General features: G+C 34.7%; 28 protein-coding genes and 1 pseudogene. 11 read left to right on the forward strand and 18 right to left on the reverse strand.

All coding sequences use genetic code 11. From position 1 onward, the window contains the following. Nucleotides 1–9 precede the first annotated feature (9 nt). From flgE to BKH41_RS01430, 15 genes are all read right to left on the reverse strand, one after another. Nucleotides 10–2,160 carry a flagellar hook protein FlgE gene (gene flgE / locus BKH41_RS01360; protein ID WP_095296619.1) on the reverse strand — a complete coding sequence of 717 codons (2,151 nt, stop codon included), beginning with the start codon at nt 2,158–2,160 and terminating at the stop codon, nt 10–12. Nucleotides 2,161–2,280: 120 nt separating this feature from the next. Then, the gene (glnA, locus tag BKH41_RS01365) at nt 2,281–3,726 is read right to left on the reverse strand and encodes a type I glutamate--ammonia ligase (protein WP_095296620.1); all 1,446 of its coding nucleotides are present in this window, start codon (nt 3,724–3,726) and stop codon (nt 2,281–2,283) included. Nucleotides 3,727–3,845: 119 nt separating this feature from the next. After that, nucleotides 3,846–4,727: a thiamine-phosphate kinase gene (locus BKH41_RS01370; protein ID WP_095296621.1), complete on the reverse strand. Its 882-nt coding sequence runs from the start codon at nt 4,725–4,727 to the stop codon at nt 3,846–3,848. Then, a complete protein-coding gene (gene nadC, locus BKH41_RS01375; protein WP_095296622.1) occupies nt 4,727–5,554 on the reverse strand; it encodes a carboxylating nicotinate-nucleotide diphosphorylase in 828 nt (275 codons plus the stop codon). Before nadC ends, BKH41_RS01370 begins: the two co-directional genes overlap by 1 nt. Beyond that, a complete protein-coding gene (nadA, locus tag BKH41_RS01380; protein ID WP_095296623.1) occupies nt 5,554–6,564 on the reverse strand; it encodes a quinolinate synthase NadA in 1,011 nt (336 codons plus the stop codon). The genes nadC and nadA overlap by 1 nt, the downstream gene beginning before the upstream one ends. 19 nt (nt 6,565–6,583) lie before the next feature. Further along, nucleotides 6,584–7,387: a phosphatidylserine decarboxylase gene (locus BKH41_RS01385; protein WP_095296624.1), complete on the reverse strand. Its 804-nt coding sequence runs from the start codon at nt 7,385–7,387 to the stop codon at nt 6,584–6,586. Further along, nucleotides 7,377–8,117, reverse strand: a complete 741-nt coding sequence (locus BKH41_RS01390; protein ID WP_095296625.1) for an arginyltransferase — start codon at nt 8,115–8,117, stop codon at nt 7,377–7,379. Before BKH41_RS01390 ends, BKH41_RS01385 begins: the two co-directional genes overlap by 11 nt. A gap of 12 nt (nt 8,118–8,129) precedes the next feature. Further along, complete coding sequence (locus BKH41_RS01395) at nt 8,130–8,651, reverse strand: helix-turn-helix domain-containing protein (protein ID WP_095296626.1); 522 nt, start codon at nt 8,649–8,651, stop codon at nt 8,130–8,132. Further along, nucleotides 8,651–9,205, reverse strand: a complete 555-nt coding sequence (locus BKH41_RS01400; protein WP_095296627.1) for a hypothetical protein — start codon at nt 9,203–9,205, stop codon at nt 8,651–8,653. The genes BKH41_RS01395 and BKH41_RS01400 overlap by 1 nt, the downstream gene beginning before the upstream one ends. Beyond that, nucleotides 9,195–10,073: a menaquinone biosynthesis prenyltransferase MqnP gene (mqnP, locus tag BKH41_RS01405; RefSeq protein ID WP_095296628.1), complete on the reverse strand. Its 879-nt coding sequence runs from the start codon at nt 10,071–10,073 to the stop codon at nt 9,195–9,197. Before mqnP ends, BKH41_RS01400 begins: the two co-directional genes overlap by 11 nt. A 15-nt stretch (nt 10,074–10,088) precedes the next feature. Next, on the reverse strand, nt 10,089–10,631 hold the full coding sequence (locus BKH41_RS01410; RefSeq protein WP_095296629.1) for a DUF502 domain-containing protein: 543 nt from the start codon (nt 10,629–10,631) through the stop codon (nt 10,089–10,091). Nucleotides 10,632–10,680: 49 nt separating this feature from the next. Next, nucleotides 10,681–12,000 (reverse strand): ComEC/Rec2 family competence protein, encoded by a 1,320-nt coding sequence (locus tag BKH41_RS01415; protein ID WP_257875363.1) that lies wholly within the window; start codon nt 11,998–12,000, stop codon nt 10,681–10,683. A 3-nt stretch (nt 12,001–12,003) separates the two neighbouring features. Continuing rightward, nucleotides 12,004–13,485: a replicative DNA helicase gene (locus BKH41_RS01420; protein ID WP_095296630.1), complete on the reverse strand. Its 1,482-nt coding sequence runs from the start codon at nt 13,483–13,485 to the stop codon at nt 12,004–12,006. Nucleotides 13,486–13,671: 186 nt separating this feature from the next. Beyond that, on the reverse strand, nt 13,672–14,724 hold the full coding sequence (yejB, locus tag BKH41_RS01425) for a microcin C ABC transporter permease YejB (protein WP_095296631.1): 1,053 nt from the start codon (nt 14,722–14,724) through the stop codon (nt 13,672–13,674). Between the two features lie 3 nt (nt 14,725–14,727). Beyond that, complete coding sequence (locus tag BKH41_RS01430; protein WP_095296632.1) at nt 14,728–16,536, reverse strand: extracellular solute-binding protein; 1,809 nt, start codon at nt 16,534–16,536, stop codon at nt 14,728–14,730. A 195-nt stretch (nt 16,537–16,731) separates the two neighbouring features. Here BKH41_RS01430 and BKH41_RS01435 point away from each other — a divergent pair, with 195 nt between their 5' ends. Both BKH41_RS01435 and BKH41_RS01440 read left to right on the forward strand, forming a co-directional pair. Then, nucleotides 16,732–17,763 carry a YeeE/YedE family protein gene (locus BKH41_RS01435; RefSeq protein WP_095296676.1) on the forward strand — a complete coding sequence of 344 codons (1,032 nt, stop codon included), beginning with the start codon at nt 16,732–16,734 and terminating at the stop codon, nt 17,761–17,763. Between the two features lie 23 nt (nt 17,764–17,786). Continuing rightward, complete coding sequence (locus tag BKH41_RS01440; RefSeq protein WP_095296633.1) at nt 17,787–18,014, forward strand: sulfurtransferase TusA family protein; 228 nt, start codon at nt 17,787–17,789, stop codon at nt 18,012–18,014. 3 nt (nt 18,015–18,017) lie between these two features. On the opposite strand, the gene trpS is transcribed toward BKH41_RS01440, so the two are convergent. Beyond that, nucleotides 18,018–19,004, reverse strand: a complete 987-nt coding sequence (gene trpS, locus BKH41_RS01445; protein WP_095296634.1) for a tryptophan--tRNA ligase — start codon at nt 19,002–19,004, stop codon at nt 18,018–18,020. A gap of 159 nt (nt 19,005–19,163) precedes the next feature. Between trpS and BKH41_RS01450 the strand changes: the two genes are divergently transcribed. Continuing rightward, nucleotides 19,164–19,706 carry an LPP20 family lipoprotein gene (locus BKH41_RS01450; protein ID WP_095296635.1) on the forward strand — a complete coding sequence of 181 codons (543 nt, stop codon included), beginning with the start codon at nt 19,164–19,166 and terminating at the stop codon, nt 19,704–19,706. A gap of 18 nt (nt 19,707–19,724) precedes the next feature. On the opposite strand, the gene BKH41_RS01455 is transcribed toward BKH41_RS01450, so the two are convergent. Next, a complete protein-coding gene (locus BKH41_RS01455) occupies nt 19,725–20,426 on the reverse strand; it encodes a methyltransferase domain-containing protein (RefSeq protein ID WP_095296636.1) in 702 nt (233 codons plus the stop codon). A gap of 75 nt (nt 20,427–20,501) precedes the next feature. On the opposite strand from BKH41_RS01455, the pseudogene secG reads away from it, so the two are divergent. The 7 genes and pseudogenes from secG to BKH41_RS01490 all read left to right on the forward strand — a co-directional run. Continuing rightward, nucleotides 20,502–20,843 (forward strand): annotated as a pseudogene (gene secG / locus BKH41_RS01460) (preprotein translocase subunit SecG); the annotation flags it as partial. Nucleotides 20,844–20,871: 28 nt separating this feature from the next. Then, nucleotides 20,872–21,429, forward strand: coding sequence for a ribosome recycling factor (gene frr / locus BKH41_RS01465; RefSeq protein ID WP_095296638.1), 558 nt, complete (start codon nt 20,872–20,874; stop codon nt 21,427–21,429). A 38-nt stretch (nt 21,430–21,467) separates the two neighbouring features. Further along, nucleotides 21,468–22,085: an orotate phosphoribosyltransferase gene (gene pyrE / locus BKH41_RS01470; protein ID WP_095296639.1), complete on the forward strand. Its 618-nt coding sequence runs from the start codon at nt 21,468–21,470 to the stop codon at nt 22,083–22,085. Between the two features lie 8 nt (nt 22,086–22,093). Then, nucleotides 22,094–22,591 (forward strand): RDD family protein, encoded by a 498-nt coding sequence (locus BKH41_RS01475; RefSeq protein WP_257875364.1) that lies wholly within the window; start codon nt 22,094–22,096, stop codon nt 22,589–22,591. A gap of 114 nt (nt 22,592–22,705) precedes the next feature. After that, entirely contained in the window at nt 22,706–23,392 is a 687-nt protein-coding gene (locus BKH41_RS01480) for a F0F1 ATP synthase subunit A (protein WP_095296640.1), read from the forward strand. Between the two features lie 23 nt (nt 23,393–23,415). Further along, nucleotides 23,416–23,622, forward strand: coding sequence for a hypothetical protein (locus BKH41_RS01485; protein ID WP_095296641.1), 207 nt, complete (start codon nt 23,416–23,418; stop codon nt 23,620–23,622). Further along, on the forward strand, nt 23,603–24,190 hold the full coding sequence (locus BKH41_RS01490) for a thiamine phosphate synthase (RefSeq protein WP_095296642.1): 588 nt from the start codon (nt 23,603–23,605) through the stop codon (nt 24,188–24,190). Before BKH41_RS01485 ends, BKH41_RS01490 begins: the two co-directional genes overlap by 20 nt. Nucleotides 24,191–24,204: 14 nt before the next feature. Here BKH41_RS01490 and BKH41_RS01495 read toward each other — a convergent pair whose 3' ends face one another. Next, complete coding sequence (locus BKH41_RS01495; protein WP_095296643.1) at nt 24,205–24,540, reverse strand: winged helix-turn-helix transcriptional regulator; 336 nt, start codon at nt 24,538–24,540, stop codon at nt 24,205–24,207. Nucleotides 24,541–24,671: 131 nt separating this feature from the next. Between BKH41_RS01495 and BKH41_RS01500 the strand changes: the two genes are divergently transcribed. Beyond that, nucleotides 24,672–25,187, forward strand: a complete 516-nt coding sequence (locus BKH41_RS01500; RefSeq protein WP_257875365.1) for an NAD(P)H-dependent oxidoreductase — start codon at nt 24,672–24,674, stop codon at nt 25,185–25,187. The last annotated feature ends 1 nt before the right edge of the window (nt 25,188 follow it).

The raw sequence follows: 25,188 nt of genomic DNA on the forward strand, positions 1-25,188 counted from the left end.
AATCTTTGATTATTGCTTCAAATTCAAAAGGGTATTTAAAATCTGATCAGAAGTTGTCACCGCTTTAGAATTTGCCTGAAAACCCCTTTGAACAACAATAAGTTGGGTAAGACTTCGACTCAAATCCACGTTACTCATTTCCAATTTTGAACCCGATACCCCCCCTCTTCTGCCCGTATTGGCTGCACCTATCATTGCTTGCCCCGAGTTTCCGGTTTGAGAAAAAACATTCCCACCCTCAGACTGCAAGCCTGTATTATTAGAAAAGTTTGCAAGTGCTACTTGAGCAAGTGCTAAAGTTCTCCCATTACTGAATGCACCAAGCAAGGATCCATTAGAATCGAATCTCACATCCATTAAATCCCCAGCTTGATATCCATCTTGATCAATTGCATAAGTTTCTGAAATTTTATCAACACTTGTCAATCCTCCAAAACTTCCTCTTGCGCCAAAACTCAAATCAATTCTTTGCGGGGAATTTGAACCATTCTTGGGATCAAACTGAAGAACGGGCGGATTCATTCCAGCCAAGCTTCCATCACTATTGAATCGAAGTTTCCCACCCTCAAAAATATTGGGTCTTGTTGCAGAAGCTCCATAAAGTTCAGATGGTTCAGGCACAATTGCTCTGAAATTCCATTCTGCACCCCCACTCTTATAAAATTCCAATCTTAATGTATGCTTAGTACCCAAACTATCGATAATATCGATACTTGTCGTATGGATAGCATGGGTAATTTTAGAAGTACTTGTAGAAACGCCACCCTCGATTAAAGAAGCTGTATTTAAAGCTTTCATCGTGTCTTTAAACAAAACATTATTGGTAACATTTTCAGAAGCATAACCGCTGACAAAAATATTCAAATTTTGTTTGACATCATCTCCATTATCTTTATTGAGAATTTCAAACATCCCGTATTTATTTACAGTTACAGAAACAGAAGCAGAAGTATCACTATAGTTCATAGTAGGATCTTTAATCATATTGGCATCATACTGCATCAAAGCACGAAGATCTTCTGTGGTTCTAAACTGACCTGTTGCTGAGTCTGGACTAACAGATTTTGTATATCGATATCTAAAGGAGGTAATATCAGCATCTCCTTCGACAAAATTAGAAAATGCACCAGTTCCTGAAGAGGTTACTCGAATATTTTTTACTTTTTCATCACCATCAAGTTCATTTTTATTTTCCAATCTTAACAAGCCGCCATCAACATATGCTTCAATACCAGTCTTATCTTTTACTGCATTGATAGCATTTTGAGCTGCGATCAAACTTGAAACACCACTCACACCTGAATCATTTGTGAAAGAAATTTGAGTGCCATTCAAGCCTATAGTATTGGTTTGGTTTGAAGCAAAAACTTCATTTTTCATTTCAGATGTTTTATAACTTACCCAAATCCCTTGATTTTCATTCAATGAAAATGCATCTCCGTCTTGATTAAAAAGCGCACCTATATCTTCTGCCATTTGAGTAAGATTTGACTTTGAGTCATAAATAGGATTCACGCCATCAGAAGCAGTTCTAACAGAAGAATCAAGAGCAAAAATACTTCCTGTTTGTTCAACGTGTCTGCCTGCATTTAAATTTGCTCTCATAGAAATTTTTGAACTAGCTCTAGCTGGCATTACCATACCTGGATCAATCCGTATATTTTCAAGCGGACCAGTGTTATCGACTTTGAAAAAATCAGTATCGCTCATTTTGGAAGCATTCTCAATATCACTTCTTACCCATCCTTGAACGACATAGCCCCCTGTGGTGACTAAATTCCCATCAGCATCAAATAAAAATTCTCCATCCCTTGTAAAATTCCTTGTAATTCCTCTATCAGGACTGATTACAAAAAATCCTTCACCTTCAATTGCCAAATCGGTTTTTACATCAGTATTCTGAGTATTTCCTTGAGAAAAAACTTTTGTCGTTGCATCAACTGCAACGCCAAGCCCTATCGAAAAATCATTCTGACCTCCCAATCCATTTTTATAAGGAGAGGTTGCAATCAATTTAATCTGTGAAAGCATATCTACAAATGATGCCCTAGAATATTTAAAACCAACAGTGTTCACATTTGCAATATTGTTACTTTCTATATCAAGTGCTATTTGATGAGCCTGCATACCGCTCACACCAGACCACATAGACCTAAGCATATATAAATCCTTTGCAATTTTTTATAAAATATAAGCAATTACTGTGCCAAATTTGAAGATAAGAATTATTAGCTGATAAAACCAAATATTATAAGGAAAGATGCCCATCAAGGGCAAAAACTAGCAGGAATAAGTAGAAATAAATTCGAAAGGATGAGGTCTGCCTTCCCAAGGCCAAATTTCTGTTTCAAATTTGAAACTCTTATAAATCTGAATAAAATCTTCAGTAAAAACATTTCCTTCTTTTAAATATTTTCTATCTGAAAGCATTTCTTCTATTGCTGTTCTAAGTGTATGGGGCATTTGCTTGATGCCTTTCTCTCTAATTTCATCTAAAGTAAGCTCAAACAAATCTATATCCATTGGTTCTCCAGGATCAATTTTATTAACAATCCCATCAAGACCTGCCATCAAAATAGATGAAAAGGCCAAATACGGATTAGCAGAACTATCAGGAAAACGAAATTCTAATCTAGCGCTTTTTCCAGAAACACCATAAGGAATTCGCACGCTTGCACTTCTATTTTGCGCCGAATAAGTTAAAATTGAAGGAGCTTCAAATCCTGGTATGAGTCTTTTATATGAGTTTGTGGAAGCATTTGTAAAAGCTGCAACACTCCTTGCATGCTTAAGAACCCCGCCTAAAAAATGGAGAGCATCACTGCTCAATCCTTGATATTTTTCACCAGCAAATAGATTTTTTCCCTCTTTCCAAATGCTCACATGGGTATGCATACCACTTCCATTATCTCCAAATAAAGGTTTTGGCATAAAAGTCGCTGTTTTTCCGTTCAGATGGGCGACCATTTTAACGACGTATTTAAGCTTTTGAACATTATCAGCCGCCTCTACTAAATCCCCAAACTTAACACCAATCTCTCCTTGCCCTTGTGCAACTTCGTGATGTACAACAAATGTTTCGATTCCGACTTGATTTAAGACCTTAACAATTTCTGCACGCAAATCCATCATAGAATCTACGGGCGGAACAGGAAAATATCCTCCCTTAGTTCCGGGACGATGCCCAACATTTGTGCCACCCTCAAAAATCTTATCTCTATTCCATTCTCCTTCTTCGCTATCAATCTCATAATATTGGCAATTTACAGCGTCTTTAATTTTAATTGAATCAAAAATAAAAAACTCATTTTCTGGACCGATATAGACCTCATCCCCTAACCCACTCTGCTTGAGATGAGAAATGGCTTTTTTAGCTAAACTTCGAGGGCACCTTTCATAAGGCTGATCCTTATAAATATCCCAAACATCACAAAAAACAACAACAGTAGTATCTGCTGTAAAAGGATCGATAAAATACCTTACAAGATCTGGAAATAAAATCATATCAGAATGCTGTATAGGTTGCCACGCTTTCACTGAACTAGCATCAAAAGGAATTCCATTTTGAAAAATCTCTTCTGTAATAGCTCCAAACGAATAGGCCATATGATGCCATATTCCCTTAATATCAGTAAATCTAAAATCTACAAATTCAACTTCATTTTCTTTGCAGAAAGTGAAAAATTCCTTGATATTATCTAATTTATGGCACTTAGGAACTCCCATAATATTATCCTTTCAAAAATAAACTTATTGCTAAATTCTACCATTCTATTCTAAAATCAAAACTAATAAAATATCAAATCCCTAATTGAAATTTATTGATTTAAAAACTTAAATCTCATTCAATGCCATCGATACGCAGGATAATCACTCTTCCCTCGAATGACTCTGCCAATACACTCAATATGGAGACGATGTTTTTTAGCCATTCTAAGGGTACGCAAAAAGTCTTTTGGAGCTATGCAAAAAAGTATTTCATATTCTTCACCGCTTTTATAAACTTCCTTTCGATGATTGAGTTTAAATGCAAGTTGGTTGGATTTGGAAAGTCGGTTGCATTCAGCATAAATCCCATCAGAAATATCCATACCCAAATGAGCAAATCTAGCTATTTCTGCAATAAAATCGGTATGTAAAACAGGGTGATAAAACCGTGATTTTTTATTACCCTTTCCGCCTCTTAAAAGTCGCTTCAATTCACAATAACTCCCTCCGATTTTTCCTGTATGCAAAATCAAATCCCCAATCACTGCACCTTTTCTAAATAAAATCTTCTTTTTACCCTCTCCAATCATACTCACTGAAATACCAAGTGCATTGCCACCAATCGTATCTCCCCCAACAATCTTTATATTGAACTTTTTGCAAACTTCTCTAATCCCCTCAAGAAGTCCCTTAATAAAGTCTTTTGAAATATCTTTCGGGAGAGATACTCCCAAAAGGGCATATTTAGGAATTGCATTCATCGCTAAAATATCTGAAACATTTACTAAAAAAGCTTTACGCCCAATCTCCTTAGGAGAAAACCAATCTTTTTTAAAATGTGTCCCTTCCCAAAACATATCCATAGCATATACAGGCGTAGTAATATCATTTGGCAAACACGACCCTTTTGCCTTATTTAAAAGCGAAACATTGCGGGAAAATATTACAGCATCATCGCCCAATCCCTTAACGATGTCACTCTCAAGTAACTTCTGAATAAAATACGCTTCAAGATCCATCACAGCATTTTCATACTCAAATCAACCCAAACAGCCTGATGAATCAAAGAGCCGATACTGATGGCATCTACCCCGCTTTCTGCATATGCAAGCGCTTTTTCTTTTGTGATTCTCCCGCTTCCCTCAAGTAAAATGCTTGGATAATTTGCATTTCTAAATGCTACGACTTCTTTAATCTGAGAAATATCCATATTATCACACATCACAATATCAGCACCTGATTGCATTGCAATTTGAGCAAATTTGACATCTTCACATTCAATTTCTATTTTTGCCGTCCAAGGAATATTTTTTCTAGCTATCTCTACAAAAGATTTCAAATCTGTTATATGCTTCAAATGTGTATCTTTAAGCATTAAAGTATCATCAAGCCCCATACGATGATTTTTAGCCCCACCATTGCGAACAGAATATTTTTCAAATTCTCTTAAAAGCGGACGAGTTTTACGCGTATCCAAAACTGCAATATTGATACCCTCAAGCGCTTTGACATAAGCAGCTGTATTGGTAGCAATGCCACAGGAATGCTGTAAGATATTCAAAATAACTCTTTCAAGCTTGAGTAAAAGCGTATAAGACCCCTCAAGTTCAAGCAAAATTTGTCCATTTTTAAAATGCTCAGTATCTGAAATTTTCCATTCAGATTTCACTCCAGTCAATCTCAAAAGTTCTCTGATATAAATTTCTCCAGAAAAAATACCTGTATCTTTAGAAATGATGACAGCTTTAGCTAAAAAATCCTTTTTTATGAGACGTTCAAACAAATCCCCGCGACCCAAATCCTCATTCAAAGCATTTTGAACAAAATATTCTATATTTTTAAACATCAAGAAAGCTCCAACATTCTATCTAAAGCTTTTTTGGCAAATGTTGCAGTTTCCAAATTCACATCGATCTGATTATAAGGGCGATGATTTTTATAAGCTTTCAAAACCTCAAAAATATCTTTTAAGGTTGTCTCATTCATTGTCGGGCATTCAGGAATCGTAGCAGAAAGCACAAAAGTATTTCTCTTCCCTTCATAGGGAGGGCGCAGGCGATTAACCAAATTAAACTCTGTGCCAACTGCTACTTTTTGATGAATAGGAAGAGAACGGACATATTCAATAATCTGACTTGTAGAACCCGTAAAATCAGCTAATTCAACAACATCTGGGCGGCATTCTGGATGCACTGCAATTAAAATATCAGGATATTTTTGCCTGAAAAATTCCACATCAGAGGGCATAAAAAGCTGATGAACCGAACAAAAACCATTATAACAAACTACATCCGCCTCCAACACCTTCTCTTTAGGATCAATTCCTAAAATTGCTGATTTAAGCCCCTCTGAACGAGCTAAATTCTCTCCCAAACATTTATCGGGCAAAAAGAATATTTTCTTTCCTTTGGATTTAGCAAATTCAAAAATCTTTTTAGCGTTACTGCTTGTACATACCAAACCTCCCATTTTTCCAACCTTAGCCTTAACATCAGCATTAGAGTTGATATAAGTGATGGGTAAAATCTGATCTTTTAAAATACCATATTTTTCTAAAAGAGCAATACTATTATCATAATAAGCGCTACTAACCATTCTAGCCATTGAACAACAAGCGATTTTTGGCATAATCACATTTTTATGAGGTGCTAAAATTTTTACACTTTGCCCCATAAATCCTACCCCGCAAAACACAATCAGGTTTTTATCACTTTGGCTGGATTTTTTTGCAAGCTCTAAACTATCCCCGCTCAAATCTGCAATCTCTATAATTTCATCTTTTTGATAAAAATGAGCCACTAATTGAGCGTCCAAATCATTTAGAAGCTGTTTGATTTCTTTTTGAATCTCCCGCATAGTCGCAACCTTTTTAAATTTACCTATCCTTTAAAATGAAAGCCCCTATTGTATCACCAAATTTCACTTTTAAATCACTTGAACAAAATGATTTTAAATTTTTCGCAAATACTACTACCGTTGAACCCATTTTAAACATACCTAATTCTTCACCCTTACGAATACAAATTGGTGAATCATAACAATAGCGCGCATTTTTTGGAATAATATTAGTCTGAACACGAGGTTCAAAATGCAAAACCATTTGCCCTACATTCAAAGCTCCTACAGCCACAAAATACAGTGTTTCTCCAAAAATGTCCTTAGCAACCACCACCACACGCTCATTTTTTACAAATAAATCAGTATTTTTACGCAAAGAAGGCTTATTTACAGGTAAAAGCTTGCCCCCAAAATAACGTGTTTCTATTATTTCCAAATCACAAGGAGCGTGATAATGATGATAGTCTCTAGGCGAAAGATAAAAATTAATATAATAATACCCTGCTTCTAGCTCACTATCTATACCAAGTAATTCATTCACACCATATTGCATCCCTTTTATCTGTAATGCCCTACCTCTATCAACTTCTCCACACTCAGTAATTAAAGAATCGCAAGGGGAAATAAGAATATCTTGTGAATATTCAAATTTTCTTTGGACTTTCAAAGATCTGGTAAAAAGAGCATTCAAACTCTCATAACTCTCAAGAGAGTCAAAATCTTTCAGATCAATATCAAAGATTTTGACATAAAGCGCATTGATGTATCTTTGAAAAAATCTAGGAAACCTATGATTGGCAAATCTTCCAAAAATTCTCGAAATCTGATTGCTAAAGCCCATTTTTTTCCTTTTGATAAAATTGCCAAGAAGGCACATCGAATAGATCTGGGGCATTCATAAGCGTTTCAAAAGGTTTAAAACGCTCTTTATACCCCATACAATAGTGATCTTTTATCCAATACCCTGGATAAAAGTATTTTAATCCCTTCTCTTTAGCAAGTTTAATTTGAGACAAAATATTGAATGTCCCCAAGCTAAAATTCTCATTATTGTGATCATAAAAAAAATAAATTGCTGACATACTATCCAAAAGAATATCCATAAGCCCAACACCCACTAAATTCCCCCCAATATAATAGGCAATTTCATAGCCAAAATCCATAAAACCATCAACAAACATATCCTCATAACTTGCCCTATCAATGCTTCTATATTCCCAACCTTTTTTGCACATCATATGTTTATGATACTTATCATATAAAAAAAGACGTTCATCATCAACGCGTGGTCTTGAAATTACAATCTTAGTATTTTTATTTTTAACAAAAACACGCTTATGATTTTTGCTGAAAATAAAATCATCTGTAAGCTGGCGGATTGAAACACAATCCCTACAATGCAAACAAACAGGAGCAAAAAAATATCTTCCAAATCGTCTCCAACCCCTCTCAAGAAGCCCTCTATAGAAATAAGGACGGCATTCTTCAATATAGAAATAACGGAATCGACTTGTTTTTGTCTTGATATAACTGCAAACTTTTTGTTCCGAATAAAATTCTACAATACGCATTCAAGCAAAACTTTATTTGATATCGGCAAGCTTTAAAATAAACTCAACCTCACCACGACCAATTCTGAGTTCTTTGGCAATAGAATCTATGCTCCAACCATCTTGGAACATAGAAACAATGCGTTTTTCATCAACATCATTGCCGCTTGGAGCAAAGTAGCCAAATTCTCTAAGCTTATTTTCAAGAGTGATAATTTTTTCTTCAAAATAATCCCTATCTTTATCTAAAGTTTCTTGAATCCCTTGAATATGATTATAGAGGCTAGAGAGACTAGAATTTAAATTGCTTTTAACTTCATTTTTGATATTTGTACCCAATGTAGAACTTGCAAATTCAGAATGAAGTTCGCTCTCTTGAATCCATTTTTTAGTCTTATAAATCTCTTGACTCATTGCTTCGATAGCTTTCTCCAAGCGCTGTGTTTTTTTATGAAACTCCCTATCCTTAAGATAGCTATATAATATTAAAAATATTAATACCAACAATATCGCTGCAGATATTGCCAATAATAAGTCATCGGAACTAAAAAGCATTATTTATCCTTTCTATTGCGTTGGGCTCTAAGATTTTCCATCTCTTTATTGGCAATATACATATCAAAATCTTGAATATCCTTTGGATGCATTTGCGTGATCTTGAGAATTCTCTCATCAAAAGCCTGCGTAAAAACACCCATATGTTTATAAGGAAAAATAGGGAGTTTAAACCTTACATAATAATCTTTTGAAGGTTCAAAAGATTTTTCAACTGAGCAAATCACTCCGTGACCCAAAGCCCCTGCAAGTGCCTTATTGTCTAAATTTATGAATTCTTCACATTGCTGTTTGATTAAACTTTCTAAAAAATTAAGTTTATGATATATTTGAGTCAAAACTTTCAAAATCAATTCATTTTCACTTTCGTCTCTATTTTTTCTTTTTAGATTTTCTAACCAATTCTCAAAACCATCACTGCCCCATTCTCCAAGCTTCAAATATTCTTCATACGCAGCTTGAGAAGGTCTGCCATATTCAAATTCAAAAGAACAAGATACAATTCGGGTGGGAAACCCATTTTCTCTGCAAATCCCAGCAAAATCAAATTGCATATGTTCTACTCACTCCATCAATTAAAATAAAAAGAAAAAATACAAAACCCAAATAACCATTGGAAACAAAAAATGCCTTAGGAATATTTTTAAAATCCAAGCTCACTAAATATTGCTCATAAACAAGCATCATCATCGATACTCCAAGTCCTATATAAGCAAAAATTGACCCTTGAGAAAAATACACAAACAAACCCCAAAAAATCACTGCAAGAATGTGGAAAAGACGAGAAATTATCAAGGTCTTTTTTTCACCAAAAACAGAAGGGATTGAATAAAGCCCCTCTTTTCTGTCGAAATCAATATCTTGAAGCGAATAAAGCAAATCAAAGCCTGCAACCCAAAAAATTACCCCCACAGACAGAAAAAAACTCCATAAAGGCACTTCTCCTAAAACAGCAATAACTCCAGCTATTGGAGCTAAACCTAAAGAAATTCCCAAAACCAAATGCGCCAAATAACTGAAGCGTTTCATATAAGAATACCCGCCTAAAACAATCAAAAACGGGATTGAAAGATAAAATGCCAAAATATTAATAAAATAACTCACAGCAATAAAAATCAATGCGTTAAAAACACAAAAAAGCAAAACCGAATTTGATGAGATTCTCCCATCCACACTTGGACGCCCATTAGTTCTGACATTTTTAGCATCAATGCTTCTATCACAATAGCGATTAAAACCCATAGCAAAATTTCTTGCACTTACAAGCGCCAACGCACATAAAAAAAGTATTTTAAAACCAAACCAAACGCTTCCATTCAACTCCACAGAAGCCACAATCATTGAGATCAAAATGAATGCACCCGAAAATACCGTATGTTCAAATGCTACAAGCTCGCTAAAATTTTTTAATCTTTTTAACACTTTTTCCTCTTAATTTTACTTAATACCCAATGAAATTACTTTTTTTAAGCCTTCTGAAACACTCATATCAGCCTTTTGTATTTTATCTTTTTTGACTTTGAGCAAAATGCCTGAGGTAGGATTTGGCGTGGTAGGAACAAAAATCCAATAAAAATCATCTTCTTCTTTTGTAATAAAGCCTATGACGCTATGTCCGGCCAAATCAACATAAGCCACACCTAAATAGCCCTCTCCTCCTTTGCCAGAAAACATCTTTATAATGTCTTTTAAAACTGCATATATGGTAGCAATTCCGGGTATTTTACCGATAATAAATTCAGAAACCTTGATCAAAAGAAATTCTTTATTTTTTTCAAATAAATAGCCTGCATAAATCAATAAAAACAAAGTTGCAACCAAAATGCTGATAGTAGCACTCATACTATTGGCAGTAGTATTAAAGATAATCTCAACAAAATACTTGATAAAACCAAAGATAAAAGATAGCAACCAAAGAAGAAGGATAATTGGCAAAAGCACCAAAATACCTTTACCCACCAATCTGAAAATTGTATTCATCCATTTCCTTCAATTTTTGTGATATTTTACAATTTTTTGACTGCAAAAACTATAAATATTTTAAAAGCAGAAAAATAAAAAACCCAATGCTGCAAACATTTAGAAATAAGTAAATACGCTTTGAATAAACAGCACCTAAAGAGATCCCAACATAAGCAAGTACAAACCAAGTCGGAGCGTAGTATTCAATAAAAGGGGGATGAATCAAAAATGCTTGAAGCAAAAAATCATCAAACATATTTCCAAAGCCAAAAAAATGTAGCCCCAAGCTCAATGGAAAAAAGACAACAAATACAATCCCTACAGGAATTGAGGCAAGTTGATAAAGTGAAAAATAAGGAAAAAAATAATGTACAATCGGAGCAATATTAAAAAAAATTGCCAAATTGAAAAAAATCCCATAAAGAATAAAATGCATTTTTGGAAAATATTTAACGAATAAAAAAATATAAAAAACTCCTGCAACAGATAAAATAAATCCAATATTCATAAGTAATCTTGGAGAAAAGGCAATACAAAAAAGACAAACAAAAAGCAATAAAGAAAAACTTAATAACCTAATCCCGCTGCAATAAACCAAAAATGCCGCCATAGCCATCACAAAAGAACGAAAAAATGAAGGCTGAAAATCCAAAAGCAACAAATACCCAAACATAAAGCACAATATCAGTGCGCCCAAATCATAAGCCTCGTTTCGATACGGAAAATAACGTTTTTGAAAATATCGATAAAATGGTACCAGCAAAAAATAAAGAAAACTGCTTAAAATACCTAGATGAAAACCGCTAATGGCAATAATATGAGCAAGTCCAAGCTTATTGGAAATATCTCTCCAATTTTTATCCAAAGGATCTGCAATAAAAAGAGCTCGATAAAGATTACCTAAAGAAGCATAAGCATTCAAATTGAGATGTTGGGCATCAATAAAATCTCTGATCTTATCGCGATAATCCCTCTTGTGCAGTAAAGATATGCCATAAGCACTCAAATAACAGCTTTTTATAAATTCTATAAAACTGCATTTTGCCATCTGACCATATACCCGAACATAGCGATTGATGATTGATTTTATGTCTTCTTTGGAAGTAGTATAAAAAATATTTCCATTAGAATCAGCAAGCTTCAATACAGAATAAGTCTCAATTTTTTTCAAACCATTTTTTAACGTTTTCTCTTTGCTTTTGGAATACTGCAATAGAACTTGAGCATAAATCTCTTGAGGCTTTGAGAAATCAAGTTGCAAAAACTGTTGGTATTTAAAACCTAAACTACAGGCAAACACAACCGATAAAATACCAAAGACCCAAAGCCATTCTCTATATCCCTCAATTAAAAAAATTTGGTAAGGCGCAGTTTTGGACTTTTTCACAGATCAAATATGAACAGTAACGATTGGAGACTCATCAGTGATTTTAGTGGGGGTATAGGCAGTTTCTGTTTCCATAGCAATATCTTCAAATCGAGTGTAGGGTCCATTGAATTGTATTTTGACCGTATTGGCTTCCCCATTTCTATTTTTAGCAACAATGATTTCAACAGGAACGACGCTGTTTCTATTTCGTCTTTCTACTTCTTTTAGGTGTTTCAATTCTTCTTCATAAGCTTTTAATGCTTTATCAGTGCCCTCTTTTTTGAGCTTGGCAAGTTTAGCTTTTATCTCATTTTCCTCATTTTTATCTTCACGATATAAAAATAAAATAATATCGGCATCCTGCTCAATTGCCCCCGACTCTCTTAAATCCGATAACTTAGGACGTTTATCATCTCTAAAGTCCACAGAACGATTCAACTGTGAAAGAGCAATAATAGGAATCTCAAGCTCTCTAGCCAAAGTTTTAAGCCCTCTGCTGATCTCACTGATCTCTTCGTGTCGCATCATATCCCCTCTTTTATTCCCGCCACTCATCAATTGCAAATAATCAACAATGGCAATTTCAATATTTTGATTTTTGCCCTTAAGCTTGCGAAGCTTGGAACGCAACTGATTGATGGTTAAAGTGCTTCCATCATCAATGAATAAATCTTTTGAACTCATCATATCTGAACAACGAGAAAGCTCTTTCCATTGATTATCATCAAGATTTCCGATTCTAAGATCTTGAAGTGGAATAGAAGTCATTGAAGAAAGCATTCGAAGCATCAAATGCTCTGCAGGCATTTCAAGGCTAAAAACTGCTACACCTTTGCCGTGATTTAAGATGGTCTGTGCCATATTTAAAAAAAGTGTCGTCTTTCCCATCGAAGGTCGTGCACCAATGATAATCAATTCCCCTTTATTAAACCCTGTCGTCAATCGATTAAGTTTCTCAAACCCCGTATTCAATCCCGTGATATAATTACTTCCTCTTTCTTTAAGTTCTTGTATCCATTCAATCGTACTGCCGACAATCTGATGGCTATCTCTAAATCCACTCTGAGTATTTTTGACAGAAATATTATAAATCTTTCTTTCAATTTCATCTAAAATTTCTTCACTATTTGTCCAAGGTTCAAGCGATTTTTCCCTCAAAGAACTTGCCAAAGAATGCAACTCTCTTTTGATGGAAGCATCTTTAAGTTCTTTAATATAGGCCTCAATATTGGCAATAGGATTAGTAGACAGAATGTATAAAAATTCTTCATCGCTGATTTTTTTATTATCTGGAATTTTGGAACGGATAAACTCTTCATCTAAAGGAAGATTTTGCCTAAACAAATCCAAACAAACTTCAAAAATCGTTCGATGCGGGATGTGTAAAAAGTCTTTAGGTTCAAGCAAATCAGCCACTTCATCAAATTTGTCCGAATCAAAAATAATAAAAGAAATGATAACGCGTTCGACATTAATTAAGTGACTATTGGGAATTTCTACCATTTTTTTACCTTTTCCATTGTTTCCTACAAGATCTTTGAATCAAATTTTTGATTATTTTTAATGCAATTGCATACTGCTTTTATTTTATAATTATATTGCTTAAGAGCGAATTTAAGAATTCTATCAAAACTAAAACTCAAATAAAAATTGCAAATATCAAATGTTTTATTGCCCTTTTTCTTGAATCTAACGTTTCTCAAAGTCAATTCTAGGATCAATAAGCGTATAAGTAAGATCACTGATAAGACTCACAAGCAATCCCAAAAGCGTAAAAATATACAAAGTCCCAAATACAACAGGATAATCCCTATTTACAATGCTTTCATATCCAAGTAACCCCAATCCATCCAAGCTGAAAATCATCTCAATCAATAAACTTCCACTAAAAAACATCCCTAAAAATGCGCTTGGAAAGCTTGAGATAACAAGCAACATCGCATTTCTAAAAATATGTCTATATAAAATCCTTCCCTCACTTGCCCCTTTTGCTCTAGCTGTACTGACATAAAGCTTTGTCATTTCATCTAAAAATGAGTTTTTCACTAGTAGGGTTAAAGTTGCAAATCCCCCAATTGATAGACAAAGAACGGGCAAAGTGATATGCCAAAGATAATCTTTTATTTTTCCCCAAAAGTTTAAATCTGAAAAATTATCGCTCACCAAACCCCGTAAAGGAAAGATATCCCAATAACTCCCGCCCGCAAACAGCACAATCAACAATATAGCAAACAAAAATGCTGGTATCGCATTCCCCACCACGATGACGACACTTGAAACGATATCAAATTTAGTGCCATTATGACGAGCCTTAAAAATTCCAAGCGGAATAGAAATCAAATAAATTAAAATCGTGCTAAAAACTCCCAAAGAAATCGAAACAGGAAGCTTTTCCCCAATCAAATCAATAACGCTAATTTGACGATAAAAACTCTGCCCAAAATCAAAACTCAAATAATTTTTTATCATTAAAATATAACGTTCCCAAACGGGTTTATCAAAACCATAAAGTTTGCGCAAAGAAACAAGTAAATCTTCATCCATTCCTTGTGCGCCTTTATAAACACTATTCCCGACGCTCCCACTACGCACTTCAGCACTAGAACCAACTTTTTCAATCTTTGCCATCATTTGCTCAACCGGACCTCCAGGTGCCATTTGAATGATAAAAAAATTAATTGTAATGATTCCAAATAGCGTAGGAATGATGAGCAAAAGCCGTTTCAAAATATAATGCAACACGTCTTAAGGCTCCTTTGGCTGATTTTGAAGATTTTTATCCCACCATAAATACTGAGAAAATCCATATTTTGGACTAACAGAAGGCATTTGAATCTTATTCCAATATGCAATCCGAAAATCAGGCAAATAAAAATGTGGGATCACATAAAATCCCCACAATAACACCCTATCCAAAGCCCGAGTAAGTTCAATTTGTTCTGATCTGTCTTTGGCTTTAATCAAAAGCTTTATCAAATCATCTACCACAGGATCAGAAACCCCTGCATAATTCTTACTGCCAAAAGTCTTTGCGCTTTGGCTTCCCCAAAAATACCTCTGCTCATTGCCAGGAAAAAGTGATTGACCAATAACAGCTACAATCATATCATAATCAAAGTCGCGCAAGCGATTGATGTATTGACTCAAATCCACACGTTGGATTTTCATTTCAATGCCCAAAACTTTCAAATTCTGTGCATAAGCTAATGCTAAGCGCTCAAAAGCAAGATTATCTAAAAGTAAGGTAAAGACAAAAGGTTTGCCTGTTTTTACATTGATAAGACGATTATTTTTGACTTTCCAACCAGCTTCTTCAAGAAGTTTTTGGGCATATTTAAGATTTTCCCGTCTGTTTTCCCCTACAACCTTATCTCCATCTGTACTAGGGATTACATAAGGTGTGCTAAAAATCTTTGGAGCAGAAGTCTTTAGCTCTTTTTGATATTGTTTCAAAATATCAAGCTCACGCCCTTTTGGAACACCAAAAGAAGCAAAAACAGAATTATTAAAATAACTACTTGTTCTTTTGTATTGGGAGAAAAAAAGATTCTTATTACTCCATTCAAAATCAAACGCATAAAATAAGGCTTCCCTGACCCGAATATCTTTAAAAATATTTCTACGCGTATTAAAGAAAAAACCTTGCATTCCACTAGGTAAATAATGCCTGAGGGAAATTTTTTTTATCTCTCCAGAGCTTAGGGCTTTTCCTGTATAACCCCTTGCCCAAACTTTCGCACTTGTCTCAATACGCCAATCATATGCACCGCTTAAAAATGCTCGCAAAGCCACTGTATCATCTTTATAATATTCATAAACAGACGTATCAAAATTAAATTGCCCCACGCGCGAAGGCAAATCTTTTGCCCAATAGTTTTTATCCCGTTCATAAACGATTTTTTTACCAACATCAAAGGACTTGACTTTGTAAGGACCACTACCCACAGGTAGAAGCAACGGATTTTTCCCAAAAGGATTTTTTTCATAATAATGCTTGGGTAAAATCTGAAGCTGTCCCAAAATCAAAGGAAGTTCGCGATTTTTATTGGTTCTAAAGATAAATTTTATGCGATTTTTATCCAAAACTACAGCTTCTTTTATATCAGCATAATATTGTTTAAAAACAGGCGAACCCTGTTGCATTAAAATATCAAAACTAAATTTCACGTCTGAGGCTTCAACGCTTTTACCATCGCTAAACTTTGCGCGTTTATCAATATGGAAAATAACAAAAGAATTATCTTTAGCTACCTCAATATCATCAGCAATTAGGGCATATTCAGCATAAGGCTCATCAAGACTTTGCACTAAAAGCGTATCATAGACCAATTCCAAGCCATCTGCAGGTGTGCCTTTGATAATAAAAGGATTGAGACTATCAAATGTTCCTAGAGAATAATTTTTGATACTCCCGCCTTTAGGGGCAAGTGGATTGACATAATCAAAATGCTTCAAATGAGGATACTTGGCTTTTTCACCTAAAGAAATATAAGAGCTTCCAAAAGCAAAAATGCCCGTCAATAAAAAAATCACAATGGTTTTAAAAATTCGCATTCTTATCTCAAAAAATTTTATAAAATATTTTAACAAAATAAAATCAACGAGTGATAAAAAATTGATAATACATATTGTGTTATTTACTTTATCGCTATATAATTTTTTTTAGTTTTAATGCATATCTGACATAAACTAAAGTGCATAGTTTAGATTAAAACCGATAAAAATTTACATCATCAAAGGAATAAAATGATTTTAACAGGTTTAATTTGTGGCATTCTGCTTGGTTTTGTCCTTCAAAGAGGACGTTTTTGTATGGTTGGTGCGTATCGGGATTTGATACTGAATAAAAAAACTACTGTCTTTTTGGCGATTTTTATTGCTATCACGATCCAAAGCATAGGAATTTTTATGCTTCAAGACGCTAATATTATACATCTCAATTATAAGCCTTTTTTCTGGCTTGGAACAATCATTGGTGGCATTATTTTTGGCTTTGGAATGGTACTTGCCGGAGGATGTGCTACAGGGACGTGGTATCGTGCAGGAGAAGGACTTATCGGGAGTTATATCGCTCTTTTTGGGTATATGTTTGGAGCTGCAATGACAAAATTTGGGATTTTACAACCTCTTAATAACAATATTAAATCCTATCATTTTCAAGATGCAACTTTATATCAAACCTTTGATATTTCACCTTGGATACTTGTTGGAATTCTGCTTTTAATAGTCGGATTTTTTACCTATAAAGAACTCAAAAAGCCAAAACGAAAAATTGCTACGCTAAAACCAAAAAAATCAGGGCTTTCTCATTGGCTTTTCGAAAAGCCGTGGCATCCTTTTGTGACTGCCATTTTAGTCGGTCTAATCGCCATTTTGGCGTGGCCTTTAAGCTATCAGAGCGGAAGAGAGTTTGGACTAGGTATCACAACCCCTTCAGCAAATTTAATAGGTTTTTTAGTAACAGGAAAAATTGATTATATCGATTGGGGCGTATTCCTAGTTTTGGGAATCTTTATCGGAAGTTTTATTGGCGCAAAAGGAGCGAACGAATTCAAATTCAGACTGCCAGACAAAAAAACTCTTGGTCTAAACCTTTTTGGAGGTCTTTTAATGGGATTTGGAGCCTCTTTGGCAGGAGGTTGCACAATTGGAAACGGACTTGTCAATACGGCTATCTTTTCTTATCAAGGCTGGGTGGCTGTTATATTTTTTCTCATCGGGGCTTGGGCGGCAACCTATCTAACGATCATTCGTCCCAATCAAAACGCCTTAATTAAATAAATTCAATTAACAAAGGAAAAATAATGACAAAAGTATTACGCACAAATGGACTAGTATGCCCCTTTCCTCTAGTAGAAGCAAAAAAAGCAATGCAAGAAGTGGGAATAAATGAAGAACTGATTATTTATTTCGACTGTACGCAAGCAACGCAGAGTATTCCTGAATGGGCTGCAGAAGAAGGATATGATGTTGGAGATTTCACTCAAATAGGCAATGCAGAATGGAAAATTTCGATCAAAAAAACCAAGTAAATCTCAAATCAAGCCGATAAGTTCTTTAGCTTTTTGATAAGTTTCCCTTGCTATAGGTCGAACTTTATCGGCTCCTTCAGCGAGTATTTTGGCAATGTAGCCTTTTTCGGCATTTAATCTCACATATTCTTGCCGAATTGGTCTGAGGGCTTCAATCACAACATCTGCAAGTGCGATTTTAAATTCTCCATACCCTTTGCCTTCAAAATCTTTTTCTATTTCATCCTTGCTTTGATGGGTAAAAATTTGATAAATACTCAATAAATTATACAAACCCGCACGATTTTCATCAAAAACAATAGCGGTTTGAGAATCGGTAGCAGCCTTTTTAATTTTTCTTAAAATTTCTTCAGGAGTATCCAATAAAAAAATAGCGTGGTTGGCTCCTTTGGCTGATTTACTCATTTTGGTATCAGGATCATCAAGTCCCATCACCCTCGCCCCGACTTTTGGAATCATAGGTTCAGGGATTTTAAAACATTCTCCAAAATCACGATTAAATTTAATCGCAACATTCCTTGCAAGCTCCAAATGTTGCTTTTGATCTTCCCCCACGGGTACCCCATCAGTCTGATAAAGCAAAATGTCTGCTGCCATCAAAGCAGGGTAATTAAAAAGTCCCACATTTACATTTTTGGAATTTTTTAAAGATTTGTCTTTGAATTGAGTCATTCGATTCATTTCACCCATTGAAATATTACAATCAAGTATCCAAGACAAAGCAGGATGCTCATCGATTTCACTCTGAATAAAAAGGTTTGATTTTTTAACATCTATCCCGCAAGCCAAAAGCATCCCTGCAAGCTCAAAAGTTTTTTCTCTAAGTTCTTGAGGATTTTGCGTTGTCGTGATGGCGTGAGAATTGACAACACAAAATATATTTTCATAATCATCTTGAGAATCAACCCAATTTTTAACTGCGCCCAAATAATTTCCCAAATGAATTTGCCCTGTTGGCTGGATACCTGAAAACACTCTTTTTTTACTCACTCTATGACCTTTTGCAAATCTAAATGTATTTTAATTTTGTATTATAGAGATAGTGAGCTTTCAACAGAATTAAATTATTATTTATTAAGCTTTAGGTTATTTTAATCAAGACTTCAATACAATTAAAAAAAAATTAAAACATACAAGGGACTAGAAACAATGATGACAAAAACTTATCTGATTGGCATTCTTATCGCCATAGGGATTTTGGCTGGTTGTGCTTCAAAAAATAAACAAGTCGGAAACGTAGAGGCTTATGGTCTAGACAACGCCCCCGATTGGGTTTTAAACAATAATCAAGGCTTGCTTAGTGCCACAGGAAGTGCGAAAATAAAAAACAATAACGTCGGCTTTGCAACAACACAAGCTACCAATACTGCCCGAGCTGAAATTGCAAGTCAAATAGCTGTACAAATAGAGAGCAAATATAAAGAGCTTGCTACAAGCACAGAAGACAGTCTATCGCAAGAAACCGTGCAAGCGATTCGCAATAGCGTCAATACAACACTCTCAGGTTCAAAAAGAGTCAAAACTTGGATAAGCAAAGATGGCACACTATGGGTTTTAGTAACAGTCGATCATCTGGATACCAAACTTTTACAAGAAAATCTAGCTAAAAGTAATGCATTAGACAAGGCTGCAGCAAAAGCACTTTCAGAAGCTGTAGATGAAATCATAGACGGACAAAAAACGACTAAATAAATCATTAAAGCCCTCTATTTATTTTGAAACACCTACTAACATCAAAATTTCATATTCGGCTTTTTCATACGGGACGCTTTCTTTAAAGCGTTTTGCTTCCGTATAATTCAATGCCCCACCTCCTAAAAGTCCCAAACCTTTCAAATGTTTTAAAAAATCTGAACGAGATTGAAATTTTTGTTCCAAATGCTCCACCCATATCTCCCCTTTGAAATATTTTTCTAAAATCGCCTTTAAGCTTTCCTTGCTCTTAAGAGGAGAGCAAGTACCCAAAAAAGAATGCAATGAATCTAAACTTTTATTTGTATAAATCCCAAATGCAACTTTGGAGCAAGATTTTGCAATGCGAGCCAGCATAGTTTCCAAATCTTTTGCCCACTGCAAAGATGAAGCCGCAATACCTACCTCATATTTTTGGAAAGAAAATTTTTCAAAATCTTCGCAGAAAAGCGAGATATTTTGAATGCATTCGATTTTTTTGGGATGATGGGCTAACATTTCCTCTGCCATATCCACGCCAATAAAATGATTCACCAAAATGCCTGATTTTTGAATTTGGAGCGCAAGATTCCCACTACCACAACCTATATCAATCAAAGAATCAATATTTTTCAAACCAAGCACATTCAAAAGTTTTGCAGCAACTAGAGTTTGAATCAAAGCATTTTCCTGATAAGTGCGTGCCGATTTAGAAAATGAATTTCGAATATTTTTATACATCTGCGAATTTTATATTTTACTCAATAAAATTTTGGTAAAATTTGAGGTTAAATATTTGAATTTTTGGAGAAATTAATGACTGGCACGCTTCTTGTGACGCAAATTATTTTGGCAATTTTAATCGTAATTGTTGTTTTACTACAGAAAAGCTCTAGTATTGGGCTTGGAGTCTATAGCGGGAGTAACGACTCTGTTTTTGGAGCCAAAGGACCAGCGGGTTTTATGGCTAAACTGACAATGTTTTTAGGGCTTTTGTTCCTAATCAATACAATCTCTTTGGGTTATGTCTATAATAAGGATCGCAACAAAAGTATCTTAGATGATACGCCACAAAAACCCTTAGTCCAACCTGCTCCTGTGCAGAATACTCTTGAGCCTGTCAAACCCATTGCTCCTCTAGCCCCGCTTATTCCCGAAAATAACCAAACAAAATAAAGGAGTAATGATGTTAAAAGATATTTACAATGAAACAAGAGAGCATATGGATAAAACCCTTCAATCTCTTCGTAGAGATTTCACCACGCTTAGAAGTGGCAAGGTCTCTATAACCATCTTAGATAACATCAAAGTCAATTATTATGATACCCCTACTCCACTCAATCAAGTGGGTTCTGTAATCGCTCAAGATGCAACCACTATCGTCATCACTCCTTGGGAAAAAAATCTATTAAAAGATATTGAAAGAGCGATTCAAGAAGCCAATATTGGGGTCAATCCAAATTCTGAGGGCGAATCCATAAAGTTATTTTTTCCACCAATGACTCAAGACCAAAGAAAAGAAATTGCCAAAGAAGCCAAAGGAATGGGCGAAAAGGCAAAAGTTGGTATTCGCAACATTAGACAGGATTCAAACAATCAAATCAAAAAACTCGAAAAAGATAAGACGATCACTGAAGATGAAACTAAAAAAGGACTTGATGAAATTCAAAAATATACTGATGAGTATGTCAAAAAGATTGATGAAATGACAAAAAGCAAAGAAGAAGAAGTGATGAAGGTTTAAATTTATCCAAATTCCAAAGCAGACTCTAAAGGAAAATGATGGCATTAGACATTAAAAAATACTATACAGACGCACAAGCATTGCTCAACGGGCATTTTCTTCTCAGTAGCGGGAATCATTCAGACCATTACCTTCAATCCGCCAAAGTGCTTGAAAATCCCAAGATAGGAGAAATTCTCGGACAAGCTCTTGCAAAACAAATAAAAGAAGCAGGACTACTCCCTGATTGCGTTTGTTCTCCAGCACTTGGAGGAATTCTAGCTGGTTACGAGCTTGCTAGAGCATTGGGAACAAGATTTATTTTTACCGAGCGCGTTGAAGGACAAATGTGTTTGCGTAGAGGTTTTGAAATAAAAAAGAATGAAAAAATCCTCATTTGTGAAGATATCATCACGACTGGAGGATCGGCATTAGAAGCAGCAAGATGTGTTGAATTTCAAGGTGGAAAAGTGATTGCCTATGCAGGTTTGGCAAATAGAGGCTTTTGTCAAAGAATAGGTTCAAATTTGGACAAAAAACCCGAATGCCGACTTCCTGATGATGTCCCTTTATTTGCTTTGGAGGATTTTATTTTCAATATGTATGATCCGAAAGATTGCCCATTGTGTAAAACAGGCAAAGATAAAGCCATTAAACCTGGAAGCAGAGGAAACTAGAGGTTTATTTGAAAAACAAACCTACAAAATGGCGAAAAATCAAAAGCCAAAAACAACATCCTCTTCATACGATTCCTAAAAAATCTTTTTTTTTCCAAACTCTTAAAGAAATTTATGCTTTTGCACGCATCAAAGCTTTCATTACAGATCTTTTTATGATTTATACCCCTATTCTTTATATTGTGACTTATCTCATTTTGGGAGGGGCAACTGAATTTCGCCATAACCAAAGCAGTATTTTTATTTGCGTTTCTCTTTATGGTATTATTTCTGCGCTTTTTATTTCTATCTCTTCCCAAACACCAGGCTTGCGTTATATGAATCTTATGGCAGTTCGGACAAAAGGCACTAAGATAGGCTTTTTAAGAGCTTTGATTCGTTTTTTTATCTGGCTAATTGGAGTAACTTTTTTAATCGGACTTTTCACGCCGTTTTTTCGTAAAGATAAAAAATGCCTCCACGATATTGTGTGCGACACTATCGTGATACAAAAAATTAAAAATTAATCAAATTTGGTTATCTCAGATTTAAAGTGCTATCATAAAACTTAATTCCGAATTTATTTATACTTAAAAAAAAATCGGCTACAATTTTCAACAAATACACAAAAGGGTATCACTATGGAACACCGACTCTTTACATTTGCAAGCTTGATCAATCCTGATCACGATTTTATCATCGGTTTTTATACCATCTTATGCGCACTTTTAGCCATCATTATGGGAAAAATCGCAACGAGCAAAATGCAAGTTATCCCATCAGGAATTCAAAATTTTTATGAAACAATGATTGAAGGAATGCTCTTTTTAGCAAAAGATGTGATTGGCGAAAAACTTGCTAGAAAATATTTTCCCTTGGCAGGAACCATTGCAATACTTGTATTTTTTTGCAATATGATCGGTATCATTCCAGGATTTGAAGCCCCCACATCAAGCTGGAGTTTCACTTTGGTACTAGCCTTAATCGTATTTTTTTACTACCATTATGAAGGGATCAAAGCTCAAGGCTTATTTCATTACATTGCCCATTTTATGGGTCCTGTAAAATGGCTTTCTCCTTTAATGTTCCCAATTGAAATCATTTCGCATTTTTCTAGAATCATCTCTTTGTCTTTTAGGCTTTTTGGAAATATCAAAGGCGATGATATGTTTTTGCTTGTTATGTTGATGCTTGTTCCTTGGATTGTTCCTATTGCACCTTTTACGATCCTTCTTTTTATGGGAATTTTACAGGCATTTGTCTTTATGATTTTGACTTATGTATATCTTGCTGGAGCTGTATTGGTAAAAGACCAAGATCAGTTCTAAACTATCATTAGTGAAAGAAAACGATGATTAAAATTTTAGAGTTTTTTACAGGGGTATTTTTTGGAATTGCTATTTTTGGAGGCATCTCGTGTTTCCTTATTTTAAGAGATTTTGATTCTTGGGTATCTTTTTTATTGTCTATAACTTTTTTTGGTATTTTTAGCTTTTTTGGAATCTTGTCCAAATCTTTGAGCATTCTTTTAAAGCACAATGATTCAAACCCTGTTTGAAAGCTATTTCATCACTTCTCCGCTTCTTTATCCAAATCATTCATATGAAATCTTTAAGCAAAATCTAAAAAATATTTTTCATCACCATTCAATCCAAAAAGCGTGTTTTAGAGACGATTCTAAAAATATCCCAATCGATTTAATTAAGATATTTTCTGAATATTGTCTTCAAAACAATATCGAAAGCTTCATCAATCTCGCTAAAACAAATCTAAGTTTTGAATATGCCCAAAAATATGGATTTCAAGGCGTTCATATCAAAGGCACTGAACTCAATTATGCAAAAATCCTTTCTGATAAAAAAATAAAAACTTTCTATAGTGCCCATCAGGATAAAGAAGTGTTCCAAGCCATAGAATATGGGGTTGATTTCGTTGTTATCAGTCCTATATTTCAAACACCAGGAAAACCAAAACCTTTAGGTTTAAAATACCTTGATAGATTTGATTCCAATACTAAAAAATACTTATTTGCACTCGGAGGCATTGTAAGCCAAAAAGAAGTCGATATCATCAAAACAAAAGGTTTGAGAGGATTTGCATCAATACGATATTTTTTAAACAATTAATCTAGCTATTCTGCTCATTTAGAGAGTGTATAAGAACTGCCCCATTTAGAAATGCACTCTAAAATATCTGCAAGCTCTTTGCCCTTATTTCCCAGACGATACTCCACGCGTGGGGGAATTTCTGTAAATACTTCACGATCGATAATTTTTGCCTCTTCGAGTTCTTTTAGTTTCATACAAAGGGTTTTTTGTGTCATATAAGGCTCAAAAAACTCTCGAAGTTCTTTAAATCGTTTTTCTCCATTCAAAAGTTTATATACGATATAAAGCTTCCATCGATCATTAAAAATCTTGCCAAAATAAGCGATAGCACAATAATCATCAATTTCGTATTTCTTACTTTGTTTCATCTGCTTATTATAGCATATTCTACTATACTACCCAAAGCCATCAAAATTCTATAACTTTATTTTATGAAAGTAAGTATATTTTAAGTTAATTTAGGTAATATATGAATACAAAAAAATATAAAGGACATTCGATGAAAACGCTTATTCTATTGACTCACCCCAATTTAAAGGAGTCCAAGATCAACAAAACGCTTACTCAAAGTATTCAAAACACTCCAAATATCACCTTGCACGATCTTTATGCGACCTACTCTGATGGAAAAATTAATGCCTCTAAAGAAATAGAATTGCTCAAGACCCACGATAAAATCGTGTTTGAATTCCCACTTTTTTGGTTCAGTAGTCCAAGTTTGCTTAAAGAATATGAAGATGTTGTTTTTAGTGGCGTGTTATATGGATCTGAACCCAAAATGCTACAAGGAAAAATCTTTCAAATCATCACTTCTGCTGGAAGCCCTGAAGAAAAATATCGCTCCGATGGAAGGAACCAAAAAAATCTTGAAGAAATCTTGCTTCCCTTCCAAATGTCAGCAAGTTATCTTGGAATGCAAACCAATCCAATATTTTGCGTCTATAACGCGATGAATATCACAGACGCTTCGCTCGCAGAAGCAAAAGAAGCTTACAAAAAACTGCTTTTATCTTGAT

Origin of the sequence: Helicobacter sp. 12S02232-10, from assembly GCF_002272895.1 — a bacterium.
GTDB lineage: Bacteria > Campylobacterota > Campylobacteria > Campylobacterales > Helicobacteraceae > Helicobacter_J.

Coding starts and splice junctions, on each gene's coding strand:
- flgE (WP_095296619.1), bottom strand. CDS start 2,160: ATGCTTAGGTCTATGTGGTCTGGTGTGAGCGGTATGCAGGCTCATCAA.
- glnA (WP_095296620.1), bottom strand. CDS start 3,726: ATGGGAGTTCCTAAGTGCCATAAATTAGATAATATCAAGGAATTTTTC.
- BKH41_RS01370 (WP_095296621.1), bottom strand. CDS start 4,727: ATGGATCTTGAAGCGTATTTTATTCAGAAGTTACTTGAGAGTGACATC.
- nadC (WP_095296622.1), bottom strand. CDS start 5,554: ATGTTTAAAAATATAGAATATTTTGTTCAAAATGCTTTGAATGAGGAT.
- nadA (WP_095296623.1), bottom strand. CDS start 6,564: ATGCGGGAGATTCAAAAAGAAATCAAACAGCTTCTAAATGATTTGGAC.
- BKH41_RS01385 (WP_095296624.1), bottom strand. CDS start 7,387: ATGGGCTTTAGCAATCAGATTTCGAGAATTTTTGGAAGATTTGCCAAT.
- BKH41_RS01390 (WP_095296625.1), bottom strand. CDS start 8,117: ATGCGTATTGTAGAATTTTATTCGGAACAAAAAGTTTGCAGTTATATC.
- BKH41_RS01395 (WP_095296626.1), bottom strand. CDS start 8,651: ATGCTTTTTAGTTCCGATGACTTATTATTGGCAATATCTGCAGCGATA.
- BKH41_RS01400 (WP_095296627.1), bottom strand. CDS start 9,205: ATGCAATTTGATTTTGCTGGGATTTGCAGAGAAAATGGGTTTCCCACC.
- BKH41_RS01410 (WP_095296629.1), bottom strand. CDS start 10,631: ATGAATACAATTTTCAGATTGGTGGGTAAAGGTATTTTGGTGCTTTTG.
- BKH41_RS01420 (WP_095296630.1), bottom strand. CDS start 13,485: ATGGTAGAAATTCCCAATAGTCACTTAATTAATGTCGAACGCGTTATC.
- BKH41_RS01430 (WP_095296632.1), bottom strand. CDS start 16,536: ATGCGAATTTTTAAAACCATTGTGATTTTTTTATTGACGGGCATTTTT.
- BKH41_RS01440 (WP_095296633.1), top strand. CDS start 17,787: ATGACAAAAGTATTACGCACAAATGGACTAGTATGCCCCTTTCCTCTA.
- BKH41_RS01450 (WP_095296635.1), top strand. CDS start 19,164: ATGATGACAAAAACTTATCTGATTGGCATTCTTATCGCCATAGGGATT.
- BKH41_RS01455 (WP_095296636.1), bottom strand. CDS start 20,426: ATGTATAAAAATATTCGAAATTCATTTTCTAAATCGGCACGCACTTAT.
- frr (WP_095296638.1), top strand. CDS start 20,872: ATGTTAAAAGATATTTACAATGAAACAAGAGAGCATATGGATAAAACC.
- pyrE (WP_095296639.1), top strand. CDS start 21,468: ATGGCATTAGACATTAAAAAATACTATACAGACGCACAAGCATTGCTC.
- BKH41_RS01480 (WP_095296640.1), top strand. CDS start 22,706: ATGGAACACCGACTCTTTACATTTGCAAGCTTGATCAATCCTGATCAC.
- BKH41_RS01485 (WP_095296641.1), top strand. CDS start 23,416: ATGATTAAAATTTTAGAGTTTTTTACAGGGGTATTTTTTGGAATTGCT.
- BKH41_RS01490 (WP_095296642.1), top strand. CDS start 23,603: ATGATTCAAACCCTGTTTGAAAGCTATTTCATCACTTCTCCGCTTCTT.
- BKH41_RS01495 (WP_095296643.1), bottom strand. CDS start 24,540: ATGAAACAAAGTAAGAAATACGAAATTGATGATTATTGTGCTATCGCT.
- BKH41_RS01500 (WP_257875365.1), top strand. CDS start 24,672: ATGAAAACGCTTATTCTATTGACTCACCCCAATTTAAAGGAGTCCAAG.